A 19,871-nucleotide genomic window follows, 5' to 3' on the forward strand; every position below is an offset into this window, starting at 1 on the left:
TACGAGAGGACCGAACCCATGGCCGATGCCCCCACCGGCAAAGTGACCTTCGTCGGTGCCGGCCCCGGCGCCGCCGACCTGCTGACGATCCGCGCCGCGCGTGCCATCGCCGACGCCGACGTCGTGATCTGGGCGGCCAGCCTGGTCCAGGCGGAGGTCCTCCAGCACGCGCGTGAGGACGCGGAGATCCTCGACTCGGCGACGATGTCCCTGGAGGACGTCGTGGCCGTCTACGAGCGGGCCCTGGAGCGGGGTCTGCGCGTGGCCCGTATCCACTCCGGCGACCCCTCGCTGTGGGGCGGAACGCAGGAGCAGCTCGACCGGTGCGCCCGGATCGGCATCGGGACCGAGGTGATCCCGGGTGTCTCCGCCTTCTCCGCCGTCGCCGCGCTCGCCGGGCGCGAGCTGACCATCCCGGAGGTCGCCCAGTCCGTCGTGCTCACCCGGCTCGGCGGCGGCAAGACGCCGATGCCGCCCGGGGAGGAGGTGCGGGAGTTCGCCAAGCACGGCACCACCATGGCGATCTTCCTGTCGGCCGCGCGCAGTGGTCAGCTCGTGCGGGAGCTGCTGGAGGGCGGCTATCCGACGAGCACGCCGGTCGTCGTCGCCTACCAGGCGACCTGGCCGGAGGAGCTGATCGTGAAGTGCACGATCAGCACCCTGGAGGAGACGGTCAAGGAGCACAAGCTCTGGAAGCACACCCTGTTCCTGGTCGGCCCGGCGCTCGACGCCGAGGGCACCCGCTCGCACCTCTACCACCCCGGTCACTTCCACGGCTACCGCAAGGCCGACCCTGAGGCCCGCAAGGCCCTGCGCGCACGGGGCGCCGGCACGTGAGCGACCGTCCGATCACCGTCGTCGGCACGGGGACGGGGGCACCGCTGCCGCCCGACGCCGCGGCCGCCGTGGCCGGGGCCGGGCTGGTCGTGGGCGGCCGACGGCACCTTGCCGCCGCGCCGGTGGCCGCGGACGCCGAGCAGGTGGTCCTCGGTGCGCTGGCGCCCGCCCTGGACATCATCGAGCGGCATCTGGACGAGGAGCGGCATCCGGACCGGCGGAGCCCGGTCGTCGTGCTGGCCTCCGGCGACCCCGGGTTCTTCGGGATCGTGCGGGTGCTGGCGGAGCGGTTCGGTGCCGAGCGGCTTGACGTGCGGGCCGGTGTCTCGTCCGTCGCCGCCGCCTTCGCCCGGGTCGGACTGCCCTGGGACGACGCGGTCGTCGTCAGCGCGCACGGGCGTGAGCTGCGGACGGCGGTCAACGTGTGCCGGGCCCGGCCGAAGGTCGCCGTGCTGACCGGGCCGGGGGCGGGGCCGGCGGAACTGGGGGCCGCGCTCGGGTCCGACGCGCGGGTCCTGGTGGTCGCCTCCGCGCTCGGCTCGAAGGACGAGCGGGTGGAGCGGGTGACGCCGGCCGAGGCCGCGGCCCGGGACTGGGGATCGTCGGTGAGCGTCGTGCTGTGCCTGGACGAGGCGCGGACGCTCGGCGCCGCGCGTACGGTCGCCGGGCCGCCCGCCGGGCCCGCCGGGTGGGCCCTGGACGAAGGGGACTTCGCGCACCGCGACTCGATGATCACCAAGTTCGAGGTGCGGGCGCTGGCCCTGTCCCGGCTCGGGCCCCGCCTCGGCGATCTGGTCTGGGACGTCGGCGCGGGTTCGGGGTCGGTGGCCGTGGAGTGCGCCCGGTTCGGCGCGGCCGTGACGGCGGTGGAGAAGACCCTCGACGGGGTCGGGCGGATCCGCGCGAACGCCATGGCACACGGGGTCGACGTACGGGTCGTGCACGGGGCGGCGCCGACCGTGCTGTCCGGCCTGGACGATCCCGACGCGGTGTTCGTCGGCGGCGGCGGGCGCGAACTGCCCGCCGTCGTCACGGCGTGCGCGCGGCGGGCCCGGCGGACCGTCGTCGTCGCGATGGCCGCGCTCGACCGGGTGCCGGCCGTGCGGGCGGCGCTCACCGACGCCGGCCTCGACTGCGACGGGGTGCTGTTGCAGTCGTCCCGGCTCGCGCCGCTGCCGGGGGACGTGACCCGGCTCGCGGCGACGAATCCGGTTTTCCTGCTGTGGGGCGTCAGGCCCCCGGCACGGCGTGAAGGAGCTACTAAGTGATCGGCCTCATTTCCGCCACCGCGGCCGGCGCGGCCGCGCGGGACCGGCTGGCCGCGGCCTGGCCTGACCGGACGCGCGTGTACGAGGGTCCGGTGGGGGACGCCGTACGGGCCGCGTTCGCTCAGTGCGAGCAGCTCGTGTGTTTCCTGGCGACGGGGGCGGTGGTGCGGCTGGTCGCGCCGCTGCTGGACGACAAGGCGTCCGACCCGGGTGTGGTGTGTGTCGACGAGGGCGGGCGGTTCGCCGTCTCGCTGGTGGGCGGCCATGGCGGCGGCGCCAACGAACTCGCGTGCGAGGTCGGCGAGTTGCTCGGTGCGCAGCCCGTGGTGACCACGGCCACGGACGCGGTGGGGGTGCCGGGTCTCGACACCCTCGGGTTCCCGGTGGAGGGGGATGTCGCCGGTGTCTCGCGGGCCGTGCTCGACGGCGAACCGGTCGCCCTGAAGGCGGACTTCGCCTGGCCCCTTCCGGCCCTTCCGGTCACCGGGGAAGGCCGGTACACGATCCGGCTGACGGATCGCCTGGTCGAGCCCGCCGAGCGTGCGGTCGTGCTGCGCCCGCCGTCCCTCGTCGTCGGCGTGGGGGCCTCCAGGGGCGCCCCGGTCGAGGAGGTGCTGGGGCTGGTCGAGGCCGCGTTGCTCGATGCGGGACTGTCCGCCCGTAGCATCGCCGAACTCGCCACCCTCGACGCCAAGGCCGAGGAAGCCGGGATCGTCGAGGCGGCCGAGCGGCTGGGTGTGCCTCTGGTGACCTACTCCGCACAGGAGTTGGCCTCCGTGGACGTGCCCAACCCCTCCGACGCGCCGCTCGCCGCCGTCGGCACACCGTCCGTGGCCGAGGCCGCGGCGCTGGTGGGCGGAGGTGAACTCCTCGTCCCCAAGCGGAAGTCGGCGGCGGATCCCGCCATGGCGACCTGTGCCGTCGTACGACGCCCCGCGCGCGGCCGGCTCGCGGTGGTCGGGCTCGGACCGGGCGCCCGGGACCTGCTCACGCCCCGCGCCAGGGCGGAGTTGCGGCGCGCCTCCGTCCTCGTCGGGCTCGACCAGTACGTCGACCAGATCCGCGACCTGCTGCGACCGGGCACCCGGATCCTGGAGTCGGGGCTGGGGGCCGAGGAGGAGCGGGCCCGGACGGCCGTCGAGGAGGCCCGCGAGGGCCGGGCCGTCGCGCTGATCGGCAGCGGGGACGCCGGCGTGTACGCCATGGCCTCCCCCGCGCTCGCCGAGGCCTCCGACGACATCGACGTGGTCGGTGTGCCGGGGGTGACCGCGGCGCTCGCCGCCGCCGCCGTGCTCGGTGCGCCGCTGGGCCACGACCACGTGTCCATCAGCCTCTCCGACCTGCACACACCGTGGGAGGTCATCGAGCGGCGGGTGCGGGCGGCGGCCGAGGCGGACATCGTCGTGACGTTCTACAACCCGCGCAGCCGGGGCCGCGACTGGCAGCTGCCGAAGGCGCTCGCGATCCTCGCCGAGCACCGGGAACCGACGACGCCGGTCGGTGTCGTACGGAACGCGTCGCGGCCGGACGAGTCCGGTCGGCTGACGACACTGGCCACACTGGACCCGGCGACGGTAGACATGATGACGGTCGTGACCGTGGGCAACACGGCGACCCGGCGGATCGCCGGACGCATGGTGACACCGCGCGGCTACCGCTGGCAGGAGAGCCCGCGGGACTCGCAGGAGGAGACCAAGTGAACCGTGTGGTCCACCCGATCGAGCAGGAGTCCTTCCGGCGGCTGCGCGCCCGCCTGGACACCTCGCACTTCCCGCCGCTGACCCGGGCGGTCGTGGAGCGGGTCATCCACTCCGCGGCCGACCTGGAGTACGCGAGGGATCTCGTCATGGCCGAGGACACGCTGGAGAAGGCGCACGCCGCCCTGCACGCCGGGGCGCCCGTGGTCGTGGACGTGGAGATGGTCGCGGCCGGGATCACCCGGCGGGAGACCGTCTGCCGGCTCCGGGACGCCGAGTCCGGGCCCGGGCTGACCCGTTCGGCCCATGCGATCCGGCTGGCGTACGAACAGGTCGGCCCCGGCGCCCTGTGGGTGATCGGCAACGCCCCCACCGCCCTGGAGGAGCTGCTGACCCTGGACGCCTCCCCCGCGCTCGTCATCGGCCTGCCCGTCGGCTTCGTCGGAGCGGCCGAGTCCAAGGCCGCGTTGCGCGAGAGCGGGCTGCCCGCCGTGAGCAACGTGTCCGAGAAGGGCGGGTCGGCGGTCGCCGCCGCCGCGCTCAACGCCCTGCTGTACCACCCCGATTCGCATCCCGAGGAGCACCAGTGACCACCCCGCCGCCCGCCCTGCTCATCGCCGGCCATGGCACCCGGGACGATGCCGGAGCCGAGGCGTTCCGCGACTTCGTTCGGCGCCTGGGCAGCCGCCACCCCGAACTGCCCGTCGCGGGCGGCTTCATCGAACTGTCCCCACCGCCGCTGGGCGACGCGGTCACCGAGTTGGTGGAGCGGGGGGTACGCCGGTTCGCCGCCGTTCCGCTGATGCTGGTGTCCGCCGGACACGCCAAGGGTGACATTCCGGCGGCGCTGGCCCGCGAGAAGGGGAAGCACCCGGGGATCTCGTACAGCTACGGCCGTCCGCTGGGCCCGCACCCCGCGCTGCTGAGCGTGCTGGAACGACGACTGGACGAGGCGCTCGGCGAGTCGGTGCGCACGCCCTCGGACCGGGCCGACGTGACCGTGCTGCTGGTGGGGCGCGGGTCCACGGATCCCGACGCGAACGCCGAGGTGCACAAGGCGGCCCGGCTGCTGTGGGAGGGGCGCGGATACGCGGGCGTGGAGACGGCGTTCGTGTCGCTGGCGGCGCCGGACGTGCCGAGCGGCCTGGACCGGTGCGCGAAGCTCGGGGCGCGGCGGATCGTGGTGCTCCCCTACTTCCTGTTCACCGGCATCCTGCCGGACCGAGTGCGGCAGCAGACGGAGGGCTGGGCTGCCGCGCACCCCGAGACCGAGGTACGGTCGGCCGATGTCATCGGTCCGGAGCCGGAGTTGCTGGACCTCGTGTGGGAGCGGTACGAGGAGGCCGTCAAGGGCGACCTGCGGATGAACTGCGACTCGTGCGTGTACCGGATCGCGCTGCCCGGCTTCGAGGACAAGGTCGGTCTGCCGCAGCAGCCGCACTTCCACCCGGACGACGACCACCACCACGGGCACCACCAGCACGGAGGACATACTCACTCCCATGCGCACTGAGGGACATGATCTGCGCCACCACGGCGACGCCGAGGTGCGTGACGCCGGCTCGGCGGTCGTCGACCTGGCCGTGAACGTGCGTGCGGACACCCCGCCCCGCTGGCTGCGGGAGCGGATCGCCGAGTCGCTGACCGGTCTCGCCGCCTATCCGGACGGGCGGGCGGCGCGGGCGGCGGTGGCCGCGCGGCACGGGCTGCCGGTGGAGCGGGTGCTGCTGACGGCGGGTGCCGCCGAGGCGTTCGTCCTGCTCGCGCGGGCCCTGAAGGTCCGTCGACCGGTCGTGGTGCACCCCCAGTTCACGGAGCCGGAGGCGGCGCTGCGGGACGCCGGTCACACGGTCGGCCGGGTGCTGCTGCGCGAGGAGGACGGTTTCCGGCTGGATCCGGCGGCGGTTCCCGAGGACGCGGACCTGGTGGTGGTCGGCAACCCGACGAATCCCACGTCCGTTCTGCATCCGGCGGCCGTGATCGCCGGACTGGCGCGTCCCGGGCGGACGTTGGTGGTGGACGAGGCGTTCATGGACGCGGTGCCGGGCGAGCGGGAGGCACTGGCCGGGCGGACGGACGTCCCCGGGCTTGTGGTGCTGCGCAGCCTGACCAAGACGTGGGGGCTGGCCGGACTGCGGATCGGTTATGTGCTGGCCGCTCCGGAGACCGTCGCTCAACTGGAGCGGGCCCAGCCGCTGTGGCCGGTGTCCACGCCCGCCCTCACGGCGGCTCAGGCGTGCGTCTCGCCGCGGGCGCTGGCGGAGGCGGGCCATGCCGCCCACCGCGTCGCCACCGACCGGGCCCATCTCGTCGCGGGGCTGGAGGAGTTCGCCCCCGACGGGCTGCGGGTGGCGGGGCCCGCCGAGGCGTCGTTCGTGCTCGTTCGACTGCCGCGCGCCCTCGCCGTACGACGGCATCTGCGCGACCTCGGGTTCGCGGTCCGGCGCGGGGACACCTTCCCGGGGCTGGACGAGGAGTGGCTGCGGCTGGCGGTACGGGACCGGGTGACCGTCAACTCGTTCCTCCAGGCGCTGGACCAGGCGATGGCTCTGGCCCAAGGCTGAGCCTCGGCGCCACCCGCTCCCGTGTGCCGTCCGGGAAGCGGATCTCCACGGTTCCGTCCTCGGCGACCGACGCGCCCGCTCCCGTACGCAGCGCGTCCGGGTCGGCGCTGAGCACCACGAGGGTGACCAACAGGCGGGCGCCGTCGCCCAGTTCGAGCACGGGCGTCGCCGAGTGGCGGCCGACGGCATTGGTGTCGAGGGCCGTCGCGACAGTGCTTTCGGCGCCGTCCCAGCCGTACAGTCCGGTGATCGCGCTGGTCAGGCCGTCCGCGCGGCGGGCCGACGCGCGGCACGGGCCGGTCCTGGCGATCGGCGGGGCGGTGTCGTCGGCGACGGCCCAACTGCCTTCGCGGACCGGGGTTTTGGGCGGGACATCGAGGCGATGGACCCGCACCTCCCAGGGGCCGTGGACCACGCTCACCGTCTCGACTCGGTGTCCCCGCGCCCGGTGCCAGGAGGCGGCACGGCCGCCCGAGGCGCCGAGCGGGTGGATACGGCCGCGTGGGGACGGCGTGCCGTCGGGGGCGAGCAGGGCGAGGTGGTTGTCCGGGCCGGTGCCCGGGGCGTCCGGGGTTTCGGGGGCCGTCGCGCTGGAGTACGCGAACCGGGCGTAGTGCGGGCTCTCCTCGCCGGTCGCCGGCGGGGGCGGGAAGCGGTCGCTGCCGTGGTTGACGAGCCGTACGATCCCGTCGGCGGCGGTGGAGTGCAGGAGCCAGCCGGGGGCCGGGAGGGCGAGGCGCACGTCGGCCGTGTCCACGGGGGCGGGCTCCTCGGGTGCCGTCCACACCGGGTGTTTCTCGGGCAGCAGCAGGCCGAGGAAGGCCTTGCTCGCCCAGTACGGGGAGGCGGGGCCCGAGTAACGCTGCGTGACGGGCAGGAAGGGGCGGTACCAGCCGAGGGTGAGCAGACCGCGCTCGTCCGGCACGCCCCGCTCGGCGAAATGCTTCAGCGCGCCCGAGGCGAGGCGGCGGGTACGGCCGGGCGGCAGCGGGGTGGCGTCGGCGAGGGCGCCCGCCCACAGCGGTGCGGTGGTCGCGAAGCGGTAGGTGAGGGAACGGCCCTGGTGCACCGGGGCGCCGTCGGAGCCGAAGAAGTGCTGGTGGACGGCGAGGAACTCCCGCAGCCGGGCGCGGTGCCGGGCCACCGCCCCGGGGTTCGCGCGCGGGCCCGCGACGCGTGCCCACAGCACCGGGTACAGGTGCAGCGCCAAGGCGTTGTAGTAGTCGAACTTGCGGCCGTCGCCGTCGGTGTACCAGCCGCCGCCCCGGTACCAGTCGTCCAGGCGGGCGAGCCCGGCGTCGATCTCGGCACGGTCGTGCGGGGCGCCGACCGAGGCCAGGAACTCCTCCGTGATGACCTGGAACAGACGCCAGTTGGAGTCGTTGACGTCGGCGCCGACGAAACCGCCCAGCCAGTCGGCGACCTGGTCGCGTACGCGGTCGTCGAGGTGGTCCCACAGCCAGCGGCGGGACTCGTGCAGGGCGATCGCGATCGACGCGGCCTCGACCATGGGCTGGGCGCGGTCGGTGATGGGCGGCCAGCGTTCATCGCCGTGCGGGTCGGTCCCGGCGGCGAGTCCGGCCGCGTACCGCTCGATGAGAGCGGGGCCGACCCGACCACCCGAGCCCGCGATACGGAAGGCCGCGAGCAGAAAGGAACGCGCGAACCCCTCCAGCCCGTCCGACCAGGCCCCGGAGTGACTCGGCGGCCCGGGCAACCGGTACTGCGCGAACCCCGGCGAGGCATACGGCACCAGCCCCTCCAGAAGCCGATCGGCGACCGCCTCCCAGTGAGCGCGGGTCCAGCCGGTGATCGGCGAAAGCAGCGGAGCGGGTGCGGGAAGCTCGGTGAGGTGCGGGGCGGTCATGCGGGGTTCGGTCCTCCATAAGTCGGGGGCAGGCATAGCCCCGTCAGGGGCGCGGGGAACTGCGCGACCAGCCACGAATCACCCGCAGATTCAAAACGGCCCCCCCGGCGGAGCCACACTGCGGCGCACAACGATGTGCGTGCCCAACAGATGGTGGCTCCCAGCCGCGTGCTCAGGATCCCGCAGAGCGATCCGCACGGCCGAACGCCCGAGTTCCTCCGCCGGCGTACGCACAGTAGTGAGCGGCGGATTGAAGTCCTCGGCAAGAGGGATGTCGTTGTACCCGACGACGGACATGTCATCGGGAACGACGAGCCCCGCATCGGCGATCGCCCGCAGCGCACCCGCGGCCACCATGTCGTCCCCGGCGACCACCGCGGTGAACTCCCGTGTCTCCTTCAGGAGTTCGGTCATCGCACGCAGGCCGGCCGCTCGACCGAGGCCACAGTCGATGACCCGCCCGGCCGCCGGAGGCAACCCGTGCTCGGCGAGCGCGGCCCGGTAGCCGGTGACGCGGGCGTCGAGGGCGGTGTTGCCGGGCAGGCCCCCGAGGAAGACGATCCGCCGATGCCCCGCCGACAGCAGATGCCCGGTGACGGCCCGGGCCCCCGCCTCGTTGTCGAACTCGACGACGAGCGCGGGTATGTCGGGCCCCGGGGCCGGCCGCCCGCACAACACCAGCCGCGCCCCGGACGCGTCCAGAGCCTGCGCGTAGTGTGCGACGCGCGAGCGGTACGCGTCGTCCTCGACGACCCCGCCGACCAGGATCACCAGCCGCGCGCCCTCCTCCCGCATGAGCTGCACGAACTCCATCTCGCGCTGAGGGTTCCCGCCGGTCGCGCCGACCACGCACAGCCAGCCCCGGTCGGCGGCCTCCGCCTCCACGCCCTCGGCGACCTGGGCGTAGAACGGGCTGGTCACCTGGCGGACGACGACCGCGGCCATCTTGCGGCCGCCGCCGACCAGGGCGCGGGCGTGCGCGTTGGCGACGTAGTCGAGGTCGCGGGCCGCGCGCAGCACCCGGGCCCGGGTCGCGGCGGGCACCGGGTGGTTGCCGCTCAGGGCGCGGGAGGCGGTGGCCGTCGACACGCCCGCCCGCTCGGCGACCTCCCGGATCGTGACCCGCCGCCTGGACTCCATGTCGTTCCCCATCCCCCGCGTCTCCTCTTCCACTTGCGCCCGGTCACGTGTTGGCCGCGTAGTCCTTCGCGAACTCCTCGGCCATTCTGTCGCCGCCCCGGGACCGCCACTTCTTCACCGCCCCGTCCCACTCCGACAACGGGATGCGCCCGGCGACGATGCCGGTGACAGTGTCGTCGAGGAGCGCCTTGAGGGTCGTGCCCTGGGCGTTCTTGGTGCGGGACTGCAGGCCGTAGGAGGCGTTGCGGATGGCGTGCGGGACGGTCTTGAGCTGCCAGGCGTGCAGGGCCCGTACGGCGTCGGGCATGCCCGGCACGAACAGCACCTGGGGGCCTTCGGCGAGGTACTTCAGCGGCAGGTTGGTGTTGTTCTCCACCTCGCCGAGCTTGGTGGGCTGCGGTGAGCCGTCCTTGCCGCGGGTGAAGTGGGTGCCCTCGACGCCGTAGTGGACGAGTTCCCACTCCTTGCTGCCGAAGGGGGCGGCGAGGTGGTCGAGGATGCGCAGCAGCAGTTCGACGCGTTCCTTCTTCGCCTTCTTCAGCACGGTGTAGCCGAAGGAGCGGCGGGCGGCGACGATACCGCCGGGCTCGCCGCCGACGCTGTACGGCAGCGCTGCGGCCGGGGTCAACTTGCCTTGGGACTCACGGTACTTGGGCAGGTAGGCGCCGAAGCCGTCCTGCATGGAGCCGACCGTGCCGTTGTAGTAGAGGGTGGTCAGATCGATCTGCGAGATGGACGTGGCGTCCGGATGGTAGGAGCCCGCCTCGCGCAGTCCGGCCTGGAAGGCGATCGCCGCCTTGAAGCGCTCGTCGGCCCAGCCCGGCTGGAAGGTGCCGTTCTTGGTGACGGCCCACTCCTGGGGCGCGTTGTGGGCGGCGGAGTGCACGGCGTTGCCGAACAGGGAGCCGGAGGCGGCGCCGAGCGCGTACGTCCGTCCGCCGGTCGCCCGCTTCGCGACGGCGGCGAAGTCGTCGGCGGTCCAGCCCTCCTTCATACCGGCGTCGGCGAACATGCCCTCGTTGAGCCAGAGGGTGGAGCCGGGCAGCGGGCGTTCCAGGGGAATGCCGTAGATACGGCCGCCGATGCGGCCCATGTCGCGCCAGGCATGGGTGGGGACGTTCGCGAGGTTCGGGTAGTCGGTGATCGCCTCGCCGGACAGGTGCGGGGTGAGGTCCTCCGCGCGCCGCTGCACGAACTCGGCCTCTCGCGGCAGGACGAACCCGGAGAAGAGGTTGATGATGTCCGGCAGGGTGTCGGCGTCGCCGGCCATCACCGTGGCCATCTTCTTCTGGTAGTCGGCCTGGGAGATGACCGTGTACTCGATCTTCACGCCGAGGGCCTTCTCCATGGCCGCCCAGAACCGGTTGGCGGAAGCGGGCTTGGGCGGGGTGCCGAAGGACACCGACATGACCTTGACGGTGGAACCGTCTCCGGGGGTGCGGGAGACGGACTTGACCAGGTCGGACGGGTAGGCGGTGTATCCGGCCTGGACGCCTTCGTCGGTGGGAGCCAGGTCCGGCTTGGGACCGGTGGCGGGGCGGTACGCGGGCCAGGGGGCGAGTTTCTTGCCGGCGTTGGAGACGTCGCTGTCGCCGGAGCTGGTGGAGCAGGCGGTCAGCAGGGCGGGGGCGGAGGCTGCGGCGCCGACGGCGGCCGCGGAACGCAGCAGGGTACGGCGGGAGATGCTGGGCATGAGCGGATGACCTTTCTGGACACGGCTCTTGACGGTCTGTCAGCTCTCTTGGACGGGTCGGCTCCAGATGCGCGTCAGCTCTTGATCGCGCCGGTGAGCACGCCCTTCGTGAAGTACTTCTGCAGGAACGGGTAGACCAGCAGGATCGGCACGGTGGCGATCACCAGCACCGCCATCTGCACGGTCTGCGGGGCGGTGACCGTGCCCTCACCGGTCGTCGCGTCGGTGAGTCCGGAGCCCGCCATCACGTAGGTGCGCAGGACCTGTTGCAGGGGCCAGTGGTCGCTCTCCAGGTAGAGCGAGGCGTAGAACCAGGAGTTCCAGTACGCCACCGCGTAGAACAGGCCCACCACGGCGAGCGCGGCCTTGGACAGCGGCAGGACGATCGAGACCAGCACCCGCCAGTCCCCCGCCCCGTCCAGCCGGGCGGCCTCGTACAGCTCCTCCGGGATGCCCTGGAAGAAGCCGCGCAGGACGACGAGGTTGAACACGTTCACCAGGACGGGCAGCACCAGCGAGGCGTAGTTGTCCAGCAGGCCCAGCTCCTTGACCAGCAGGAAGCTGGGGATCATGCCGGGCGGGAAGAGGAAGGTGAAGAGGATCAGCAGCAGCGCGGGCCGACTGCCGAAGACACCGGGGCGGGACAGCGCGTAGGCGAGGGTCACCGTGCAGGCGAGGCTGAGCAGCGTGCCCACGATCGTGACGCCGGCGCTGACGCCGAGGGCGTGGGTGACGATGCCGCCGTCGAGGATGTCGCGGTAGGCGTCGAGTGTCGGCTCGGTCGGCCACAGCACCCAGCCGCCGTTGTCCACCACCTCGTCGGTCGAGGCAAGGGAGGTCGACACGATGACGAGGAACGGCACGCAGACCAGCAGCACGACAGCCACGAGCGCGAGGGCTTTGGCGGCCTGGGTGAGCGGCTTCGGCTTCTCCAGCCAGCCGGGCCGGACGTGGGCACTCACTTGTAGACCCCCTGTTCGCCGAGGCGGTGGGCGACCTTGTTGGCGGCGTAGACGAGGAGGGCGCCGATGACGCCCTTGAACAGGCCCGCGGCGGCGGCGAATCCGTAGTCGCCGCCGACGATGCCCTGGTAGTAGACGAAGGTGTCGATGATCTCGGCGGTCTCGGGGCCGACCGCGTCGCGCTGGAGCAGCATCTGCTCGAAGCCGACGGAGAGGATGTCGCCGAGCCGCATGATGAGCAGCAGGACGACCACCGGGCGGATGGCGGGCAGGGTGACGTGCCAGAGGCGCCGCCAAGGGCCCGCGCCGTCGATCGCGGCGGCCTCGTACTGCTGCTCGTCGACCTGGGCCAGCGCGGCGAGGAAGATGATCGTGCCCCAGCCGGCGTCCTTCCAGATGACCTGGGCGACAACCAGCGGCTTGAAGGCGTCGGGGTTGCCGATGATGTCGGCGGTGTGCAACCCCATGCCGTCCAGCGAGGAGTTGAGCAGGCCGGTGTCGCCGAGCAGTTGCTGGAAGAGGGCGACGACGATCACCCACGAGATGAAGTGCGGCAGATACGCCACCGACTGCACGAACCGGCGCACCGAGCTCCAGGTGAGGCTGTGCAGGAGCAGGGCGAGGCCGAGCGGCACCGGGAAGTAGAAGACCAGCTGGAGGACGGCGATCCAGACGGTGTTGAGCACCGCGTCCCAGAAGGCGCCGTCCTCGAACATCCGCTGGAAGTTGCCCAGGCCGACCCAGGGGCTGCCCCAGAGGCCGTCGAAGGGGACGTACTCCTTGAAGGCGATGACGTTGCCGACCAGTGCGCCGTAGTGGAACAGCAGGAAGTAGGCGAGGCCGGGCAGCATGAGCAGAAAGAGAGCACGTCCCTGTAAGCGTTTTCGCTTCGGATGTGCGCCACCTTCTCGGCGAGGAGCCGCGTCGACCTCCTCTGTACCTGCGTGTTCCCGTAGTACAGCGGCCACGGGTCCCCCTCATGTCTCGAAGTCGGAGTGAGGGGAAGTTAAAACGTTTTCATCGCGCCGTCAACAGCCCTGACACAGAAGGACTGTTGACGGCGGGAGCCCTGATCCGGTCGGTCCGGCCAGGCCGCGCCGGCGCCACCGCTCCTCAACCCGCGATGACCAGGGCGATCGCCCGGACCTCAACCGCACGGAGCCGTCGAGCTGCCGCCGGTCGGATCCAACTCCGTTTCGGCGGGGGCGCGTTGCGGCTTCACGCCGATCGTTGCGGCTTCACGGCGATCGTCGCCCGCCCGATCGTCGCCCGCCCGGTGGTCGTCCTTGCCCGCCCGGTGGTCGTTCCTAGCCCACGACCCGCCCGTTCACCACCACTCGCGACGGCGCCGCCAGCACCCGGACATCCGTGCGGGGGTCCCGTTCGTACACCACCAGGTCCGCCGGTGCGCCCTCCTCCAGGCCGGGTCGGCCCAGCCAGGCGCGAGCATCCCAGGCCGTCGCCGCGAGGGCGTCCAGCGGGGGGATCCCGGCCGTCACCAGCTCCGCCACCTCGGCCGCAACCAGGCCGTGCGGCAGGGTGCCGCCCGCGTCGGTGCCGACGAAGACCGGGATGCCGGCGTCGTAGGCGCCCCGCACGGTGTCGTAGCGGCGTTCGTGGAGCCGGCGCATATGGGCCGACCAGCGGGGGAACCTGGCCTCGCCGCCGTCGGCCAGCTTCGGGAACGTGGCGATGTTGACCAGCGTCGGGACGATCGCGACCCCGCGGGACGCGAACAGCGGGATCAGCTCCTCAGTCAGACCGGTCGCGTGCTCGATGCAGTCGATGCCGGACTCGACCAGGTCCCGCAGGGAGCTCTCGGCGAAGCAGTGGGCGGTGACCCGGGCGCCGAGGCGGTGCGCCTCGGCGATGGCCGCCTCGACCGCCTCCCGCGGCCAGCTGGGCGCCAGGTCACCGAGGTCGCGGTCGATCCAGTCGCCCACCAGCTTCACCCAGCCGTCGCCGCGCCGCGCCTCCCGGGCGATGTACGCGACCAGGTCCTCCGGTTCGATCTCGTGCGCGTAGCCGCGGATGTAGCGGCGGGTGCGGGCGATGTGCCGGCCGGCCCGGATGATCTTCGGGAGGTCTTCGCGGTCATCGATCCAGCGGGTGTCGGAGGGCGAGCCCGCGTCGCGGATCAGGAGTGTGCCGGCCCCGCGGTCGGTCAGCGCCTGCTTCTCCGCCACGTCCTCGTCCACGGGCCCGTCCGGGCCCAGGCCCACATGGCAGTGGGCGTCGACCAGGCCGGGCAGCGCCCAGCCCTCGGCGGTCCGGATGTCACGGGCCCCGGTGGGGCGGTCGTAGGAGATCCGGCCGTCGACGACCCACAGCTCGTCACGGACCTGGTCCTCGTCCCGGCCGACGAGGACTCGGCCCTTCACATGCAGTACCGCTTGGTTCATGCATCGCACCTTATTGAACCCGCCCCCCGCGGGATGAAGGGGCTTTCGGCGCAGAGCGATCAGTCGGCCTTATCAGCCTTATCGGCCTTGTCGGCCTTGTCGGCCTTCTTCGGTGAATCCTCCTCCACCTCGGCCATCGCGGGGTCGAGGATGCGGGAGAGGAAGTGGCGGGTGCGTTCATGGCGGGGGTTGCCGATGACCTGCTCGGGGGTGCCGTCCTCGACGACCGCCCCGCCGTCCATGAAGACGACCCGGTCGGCGACCTCGCGGGCGAAGGTCATCTCATGGGTGACGACCATCATCGTCATGCCCTCGTCGGCGAGCATGCGCATGACGGCCAGGACGTCTCCGACCAGTTCCGGGTCGAGTGCCGAGGTCGGCTCGTCGAAGAGCATCACCTCGGGGCCCATGGCGAGTGCGCGGGCGATGGCGACCCGCTGCTGCTGCCCGCCGGAGAGGGAGGAGGGGTAGGCGTCCGCCTTCTCGGCGAGACCCACCCGCTCCAGGTTCTCCGCGGCCACCTTCGCGGCCTGCGCCTTGCCGCGCCCGAGCACCCGGCGCTGCGGCAGTGTGAGGTTCTCGGTCACCGACAGGTGCGGGAAGAGGTTGAACTGCTGGAAGACCATGCCGATACGGCGGCGTACGGCGTCGATGTCGACGTCCGGGTCGGTGAGTTCGCTGCCGCCGACGAAGACCCGGCCCTTGGTGGGTTCCTCCAGCAGGTTCACGCACCGCAGCAGGGTCGACTTGCCGGACCCGGACGGACCGATCACACAGACGACCTCGCCGTGGCCGATCTCCAGGTCGATGCCGCGCAGGACCTCGTTGTCGCCGAAGGACTTGTGCAGGCCCTGGACCTGGATCTCCGGTCGGCTCATTTCACGGCCTCCTGGGCCTTGGCCTCCATACGGCGTACGACGAAGCCGAGCGGGATCGTGACCAGCAGGTAGCACAGTCCGGCGACGAGGATCGGCGTGGAGTTGGCGGTCGTACTGGCCAGGTCGCGGCCGTACTTGGACAGTTCGCGTTCCTCCAGTGTGACGCCGAGGAACAGCACCAGCGAGGAGTCCTTGAAGAGCAGGACCAACTCGTTGGTCAGCGGCGGGAGGATGATCCGGAACGCCTGCGGGATGATGATCGAGACCATCGCCCGCGCGGGTGAGAAGCCCAGCGAACGGGCCGCCTCCAACTGTCCCTTGGGCACGGCCTGGATGCCCGCGCGGATCGTCTCCGCCATGTACGCGGCGGCGACCAGGCCGAGCGCGAGGGCGACCTTGCCGTAGGTACCGCCGATGATCTCCGTGCCCGGGAAGGCGAGCGGGACCGCGACACCGATGAAGATGAAGATCAGCAGGGCGGGCAGGCCACGGAAGATCTCGATGTACACGCCGGCGAACCAGCGGTACGGGCCCACCGACGACAGCCGCATCAGGGCGATCACCAGGCCGAGCACGAGTCCGACGACGAAGCCGGACAGCGTGTAGAGCACGGTGTTCTTCAGCGCCAGGGTGATGACGTCCGGGAACATCTGCTCGGCGATGTCGGCCTGAGCGAACTGGTTCTTCAGCCGTCCCCAGTCCGCCGAGAACGCGAAGGCGATCACGGCGGCGACGAAGACGACGTACTGGGCGCCGCGCGACAGACTGCGCTTCTGCCGCCGGGTCAGGCCCTTTTTCCTGGGCTGGAGTCGTACGTCCGTGTCAGTCATGGGGTCAGGAGGCGGACGGCGAGGCGGACGGCGAAGCGGCGGACTCGTCGTACGGGCCGATCCACTTCTCGTACAGCTTCTTGTACGTGCCGTCGGCCTTGGCGTCCGCGATCGCCTTGTTGACCGCGGCCAGCAGCTTGGTGTTGCCCTTCTTCACCGTGAAGCCGTACTGCTCACCGGTGTTGAGGTTGTCGACGACCTTGAAGGCGTCGGCGTTGGCCTTGGTCTTCAGCCAGCCCTGGACGACCGGGTAGTCGATGACGACGGCCTTGACCTGGCCGGAGCGCAGGCCGTTGAGGACGGCGTCGGAGGACTCGAAGGAGACCGGGTCGAAGCCCTGCTTCTGGACGTACTCCTCGCCGGTCGTCTGCGCCTGGGCGCCGAGCTTGACGTCCTTGGACTTCACGTCGGCGAGGGAGTTCACGCCGCTCTTCTTGTCGACCAGGACGGCCTGGGTGGCGTCGAAGTACGGGTCCGAGAAGTCGACGTTCTTCTTGCGCTCCTCGGTGATGGTCATGCCGGCCGCGGCCAGGTCGCACTGGCCGGAGTTGAGGAAGGCGCCGGTCTTGAAGTTCTCGAACGGCGTGTCGAGGATGCTCTGCTTCACGCCCAGGTCCTTGGCGACGAGGTCGATCAGCGAGACGTCGAAGCCCTGATACTTGCCGTCGATCTCCGACTGGAAGGGCGGGTACGGAAGGTGGGTGCAGGTGGTGAGCTGTCCACCCTTGGCCAGTTCGACCCCGCCGGCGGCGGTCTTCGAGCCGCCGGCCCCGTCGTCGGTGGACGTACAGGCGGAGACGAGCATCAGCCCGGCCATCGCGGTGGTGGCGGCCAGGACGCGGGTCCGGCGCCCGAGAAGCGTGTTCACGGCGGGCCTTCCTAGGGGGGAACTGTGGGTGCCGATTATAAGGAAATGTTTGAGTATCTCAAACTAAAACGATGGTCACGCGGCTGCCCGACCTAAGAAGTAATCGGTCTCAGGGAGACGAATGGTGCCGGTTACCCTCGTCTCGTCTACCCCGTGACTGAAGAGAGCACCCCCGTGACACATCCGTTTCTGGACCTGGCCCCGCTGACCGCGGCGCACTTCGCGTCGATCGAGGACCGTGTGGCGCGGCTGCTGAGTACCGGGCAGGACGTGGTGATCACACAGGGCGAGGCGCTGCTGCCGCTGGAGGGCGCGATCCGTTCCACCGCCAGACCGGGCACCACGGCCCTCAACGTCATCACGGGCCCGTACGGGCAGACCTTCGGCGACTGGCTGCGCGACTGCGGCGCGACCGTGATCGACCTGACGGTGCCGTTCCACACGGCGGTCTCCGCCGAACAGATCCGGGAGGCCTTCGCCGAGCACCCGGAGATCGACTTCGTGTCCCTGGTGCACGCGGAGGCCGCGACCGGCAACACCAACCCGGTCGCGGAGATCGGAGAGGTCGTACGGCGGCACGGCGCCCTGTTCTACCTGGACGCCGTCGCGTCGATCGGGGCCGAGCCGGTGCTCACGGACGCGTGGGGCGTGGACCTGTGCGTGATCGGGGCGCAGAAGGCGATGGGCGGGCCCGCGGGCGTCTCGGCCGTGTCGGTGAGCGAGCGGGCGTGGGCCAGGATGGCGGCCAACCCGGGGGCGCCGCGACGGTCGTACCTCTCGCTGCTGGACTGGAAGGAGCGGTGGCTCGACGGCGGCCGGAAGGCACTGCCGCACGCGCCGGCCCAGCTGGAGATGCTGGCGCTGGAGGCTTGTGTCGAGCGGATCGAGACGGTCGGGCTGCACGCGGTGATGGACCGGCACCGTCGTGCCGCCGAGGCGACGCGGGCGGGCGCGCGGGCGCTGGGCGGCGGCCTGGAGCCGTATGTGTACGAGGACCGGGAGGCCGCGCCGGTCGCCACGACCCTGCGGACGCCGCCCGGAGTGGTGGCGTCGGAGTTGGTGGCCCGGGCGCTGGAGTCGGACCCGGCGGTGCCGCTGGTCGCGGGCGGGGGCGCGTTGGCCAAGGAGATGATCCGGGTCAACCACTACGGGGCCCACGCCACGCAGGGGGCGGTACGGGCGAGTCTGGCGGCGCTGGGGGGCGCGTTGCGGGAGAAGGGCCTGGGCGTGGATGTGGAGGGGGCGTTCCGGGCGGTCGAGGACGCGTGGCGATAGTCGCCGGTCGTGACCGAGGAGGCGTGGCGATAGTCGTGGGTCGTGACCGAGGACACGTGGCGACAGTCGTCGAGTGATCGGCGACAGTCGTCGGCCACGCCCCTCACGGCCTCGGCCGTGAACGCCGGACAGGCGGAAAACTGCCGTGCCATGCTCGCTCCATGACCACCGACACCAACGCACCCCTCATCCTTCCCGACGGCCGCCGCATCCCCCTCATGACCGGCGAGGAGCGGCCCATGCTGGAGAGCTGGCTGGCGTTCCACCGGGCCACGCTGGAGCTGAAGTGCGCCGGTCTGGACGACGTACAGGCACGGACCGCCTCGGCCGAGCCGTCGTCGCTCACGCCGCTCGGGCTGGTGCAGCACCTCGCCGAGGTCGAGCGGAACTGGTTCCAGCGGGTGTCCGCGGGACTGGACGTACCGCCGGTGTTCGGGGAGGGGAACGGGCACGTCCTCGAACCCGGTCGGAGGCTCGACGAGGCGATCACGGCGTGGAAGCGGGAGATCACCCGGGGGAACGAGCTGTGCGCGGAACTGTCACTGGACCACATCGGGCGGATCACCGACGGGCCGCTGGCCGGGCAGGAGGCCAGCCTGCGCTGGGTGTACATCCACATGATCGAGGAGTACGCGCGGCACAACGGGCACGCCGACATCCTGCGGGAGCGGATCGACGGAGCGACCGGATTCTAATTCCGAATTAATCCCGGACGTAATATCGGACACATTAAGGAATGCATTCGAGATCAGCTTCCCGTATTCTTCTGCCCGCTTTCCTTCGACCTAAACGCAAAGATTCTGCGAACGCCGATGGGTGTAATTCGGGGAGATCTCGTGGGGGTTACCCACCTGTGACGCGTTACACATCGTGATCCATTTGCCCCTTATCTACCGGTCATAACGGTCGATAAGGGGCGATATTCGCGCGTCGGTGCGCGCCCGCGTGATAACACAGACCGCGCTCGTACGTAACCCCCCACGGCGATGCATTTTTCAATTTCCCTCGGTAAATTCAATTCGCATGACTGCCGCACAAGCAGACCTGCAAATCGACCGTCCGTCGGTGGCGGACGGCGCCGCGCTGTGGCGGATGGCCAGGGACTCGAAGGTCCTCGACCTGAACTCGTCCTACAGCTATCTGCTGTGGTGCCGTGACTTCGCCGCCACCTCGGCCGTGGCGCGCGACGAGCACGGTGCGCCGGTCGGCTTCGTCACCGCCTACGTCCGGCCTGACCGCCCGGACACCCTGCTCGTCTGGCAGGTGGCGGTGAACGAGTCGCACCGCGGCCGCGGGCTCGCCGCCGCCCTGCTGGACGGGCTGGTCGCACGGACCGCCGCCGAGCGCGGACTGACCACCGTCGAGACCACGATCACGCCGGACAACACCGCCTCCGAGCGCCTGTTCACGTCGTTCGCCGAGCGGCACGGCGCCCGGCTGGAGCGCGAGGTGCTGTTCGAGACGGGGGTGTTCCCCGACGGGCCGCACGACCCCGAAGTGCTCTACCGCATCGGGCCGCTGTCCCGCACCGCCGCCGCCTCCGCCTGACCACTGCCTCTGCATCCACCTCTGCACCCCCCACGCAACGAG

18 protein-coding genes are annotated in these 19,871 nt (G+C 71.5%); 9 read left to right on the plus strand and 9 right to left on the minus strand.

Going from position 1 to position 19,871, the window contains the following annotated elements; translation table 11 throughout:
* The first annotated feature begins 18 nt into the window (after positions 1-18).
* Genes cobM through cobC form a run of 6 tightly spaced genes read left to right on the plus strand, consistent with a single transcriptional unit; the run spans position 19 to position 6,366 of the window.
* A complete protein-coding gene (gene cobM, locus AB0H86_RS38835) occupies positions 19-837 on the plus strand; it encodes a precorrin-4 C(11)-methyltransferase (protein WP_362449898.1) in 819 nt (272 codons plus the stop codon).
* On the plus strand, positions 834-2,105 hold the full coding sequence (gene cbiE / locus AB0H86_RS38840) for a precorrin-6y C5,15-methyltransferase (decarboxylating) subunit CbiE (protein ID WP_362449900.1): 1,272 nt from the start codon (positions 834-836) through the stop codon (positions 2,103-2,105). The genes cobM and cbiE overlap by 4 nt, the downstream gene beginning before the upstream one ends.
* The gene (cobJ, locus tag AB0H86_RS38845) at positions 2,102-3,805 is read left to right on the plus strand and encodes a precorrin-3B C(17)-methyltransferase (protein ID WP_362449902.1); all 1,704 of its coding nucleotides are present in this window, start codon (positions 2,102-2,104) and stop codon (positions 3,803-3,805) included. Before cbiE ends, cobJ begins: the two co-directional genes overlap by 4 nt.
* Positions 3,802-4,392 (plus strand): precorrin-8X methylmutase, encoded by a 591-nt coding sequence (locus AB0H86_RS38850; protein WP_362449904.1) that lies wholly within the window; start codon positions 3,802-3,804, stop codon positions 4,390-4,392. Before cobJ ends, AB0H86_RS38850 begins: the two co-directional genes overlap by 4 nt.
* Positions 4,389-5,315 carry a sirohydrochlorin chelatase gene (locus tag AB0H86_RS38855; protein WP_362449906.1) on the plus strand — a complete coding sequence of 309 codons (927 nt, stop codon included), beginning with the start codon at positions 4,389-4,391 and terminating at the stop codon, positions 5,313-5,315. The genes AB0H86_RS38850 and AB0H86_RS38855 overlap by 4 nt, the downstream gene beginning before the upstream one ends.
* Positions 5,305-6,366 carry an Rv2231c family pyridoxal phosphate-dependent protein CobC gene (gene cobC, locus AB0H86_RS38860; protein WP_362449908.1) on the plus strand — a complete coding sequence of 354 codons (1,062 nt, stop codon included), beginning with the start codon at positions 5,305-5,307 and terminating at the stop codon, positions 6,364-6,366. Before AB0H86_RS38855 ends, cobC begins: the two co-directional genes overlap by 11 nt.
* Here cobC and AB0H86_RS38865 read toward each other — a convergent pair.
* From AB0H86_RS38865 to AB0H86_RS38905, 9 genes are all read right to left on the minus strand, one after another.
* Positions 6,314-8,233: a DUF2264 domain-containing protein gene (locus AB0H86_RS38865; RefSeq protein ID WP_362449910.1), complete on the minus strand. Its 1,920-nt coding sequence runs from the start codon at positions 8,231-8,233 to the stop codon at positions 6,314-6,316. The genes cobC and AB0H86_RS38865 overlap by 53 nt on opposite strands.
* 90 nt (positions 8,234-8,323) lie before the next feature.
* On the minus strand, positions 8,324-9,373 hold the full coding sequence (locus AB0H86_RS38870; protein WP_362449983.1) for a LacI family DNA-binding transcriptional regulator: 1,050 nt from the start codon (positions 9,371-9,373) through the stop codon (positions 8,324-8,326).
* 43 nt (positions 9,374-9,416) lie between these two features.
* Positions 9,417-11,066 (minus strand): extracellular solute-binding protein, encoded by a 1,650-nt coding sequence (locus tag AB0H86_RS38875; protein ID WP_362449912.1) that lies wholly within the window; start codon positions 11,064-11,066, stop codon positions 9,417-9,419.
* 74 nt (positions 11,067-11,140) lie between these two features.
* Positions 11,141-12,028, minus strand: coding sequence for a carbohydrate ABC transporter permease (locus AB0H86_RS38880; RefSeq protein ID WP_362449914.1), 888 nt, complete (start codon positions 12,026-12,028; stop codon positions 11,141-11,143).
* On the minus strand, positions 12,025-12,879 hold the full coding sequence (locus tag AB0H86_RS38885; protein ID WP_362449916.1) for an ABC transporter permease subunit: 855 nt from the start codon (positions 12,877-12,879) through the stop codon (positions 12,025-12,027). The genes AB0H86_RS38880 and AB0H86_RS38885 overlap by 4 nt, the downstream gene beginning before the upstream one ends.
* 456 nt (positions 12,880-13,335) lie before the next feature.
* Positions 13,336-14,430, minus strand: coding sequence for an amidohydrolase family protein (locus tag AB0H86_RS38890; RefSeq protein WP_362449918.1), 1,095 nt, complete (start codon positions 14,428-14,430; stop codon positions 13,336-13,338).
* Between the two features lie 59 nt (positions 14,431-14,489).
* Positions 14,490-15,308 (minus strand): amino acid ABC transporter ATP-binding protein, encoded by an 819-nt coding sequence (locus AB0H86_RS38895; RefSeq protein WP_362449920.1) that lies wholly within the window; start codon positions 15,306-15,308, stop codon positions 14,490-14,492.
* Positions 15,305-16,138 (minus strand): amino acid ABC transporter permease, encoded by an 834-nt coding sequence (locus AB0H86_RS38900; protein ID WP_362449922.1) that lies wholly within the window; start codon positions 16,136-16,138, stop codon positions 15,305-15,307. The genes AB0H86_RS38895 and AB0H86_RS38900 overlap by 4 nt, the downstream gene beginning before the upstream one ends.
* A 4-nt stretch (positions 16,139-16,142) precedes the next feature.
* Positions 16,143-17,006: a transporter substrate-binding domain-containing protein gene (locus AB0H86_RS38905; RefSeq protein ID WP_362449924.1), complete on the minus strand. Its 864-nt coding sequence runs from the start codon at positions 17,004-17,006 to the stop codon at positions 16,143-16,145.
* Between the two features lie 174 nt (positions 17,007-17,180).
* Here AB0H86_RS38905 and AB0H86_RS38910 point away from each other — a divergent pair, with 174 nt between their 5' ends.
* The 3 genes from AB0H86_RS38910 (at position 17,181) to ectA (ending at position 19,829) form a co-directional block, all read left to right on the plus strand.
* A complete protein-coding gene (locus AB0H86_RS38910; protein ID WP_362449926.1) occupies positions 17,181-18,281 on the plus strand; it encodes an aminotransferase class V-fold PLP-dependent enzyme in 1,101 nt (366 codons plus the stop codon).
* Positions 18,282-18,442: 161 nt separating this feature from the next.
* A complete protein-coding gene (locus tag AB0H86_RS38915) occupies positions 18,443-18,976 on the plus strand; it encodes a DinB family protein (protein ID WP_362449928.1) in 534 nt (177 codons plus the stop codon).
* A 328-nt stretch (positions 18,977-19,304) separates the two neighbouring features.
* A complete protein-coding gene (gene ectA, locus AB0H86_RS38920; RefSeq protein ID WP_362449930.1) occupies positions 19,305-19,829 on the plus strand; it encodes a diaminobutyrate acetyltransferase in 525 nt (174 codons plus the stop codon).
* The last annotated feature ends 42 nt before the right edge of the window (positions 19,830-19,871 follow it).

It is taken from the genome of Streptomyces sp. NPDC050997 (genome assembly GCF_040660135.1).
GTDB lineage: Bacteria > Actinomycetota > Actinomycetes > Streptomycetales > Streptomycetaceae > Streptomyces.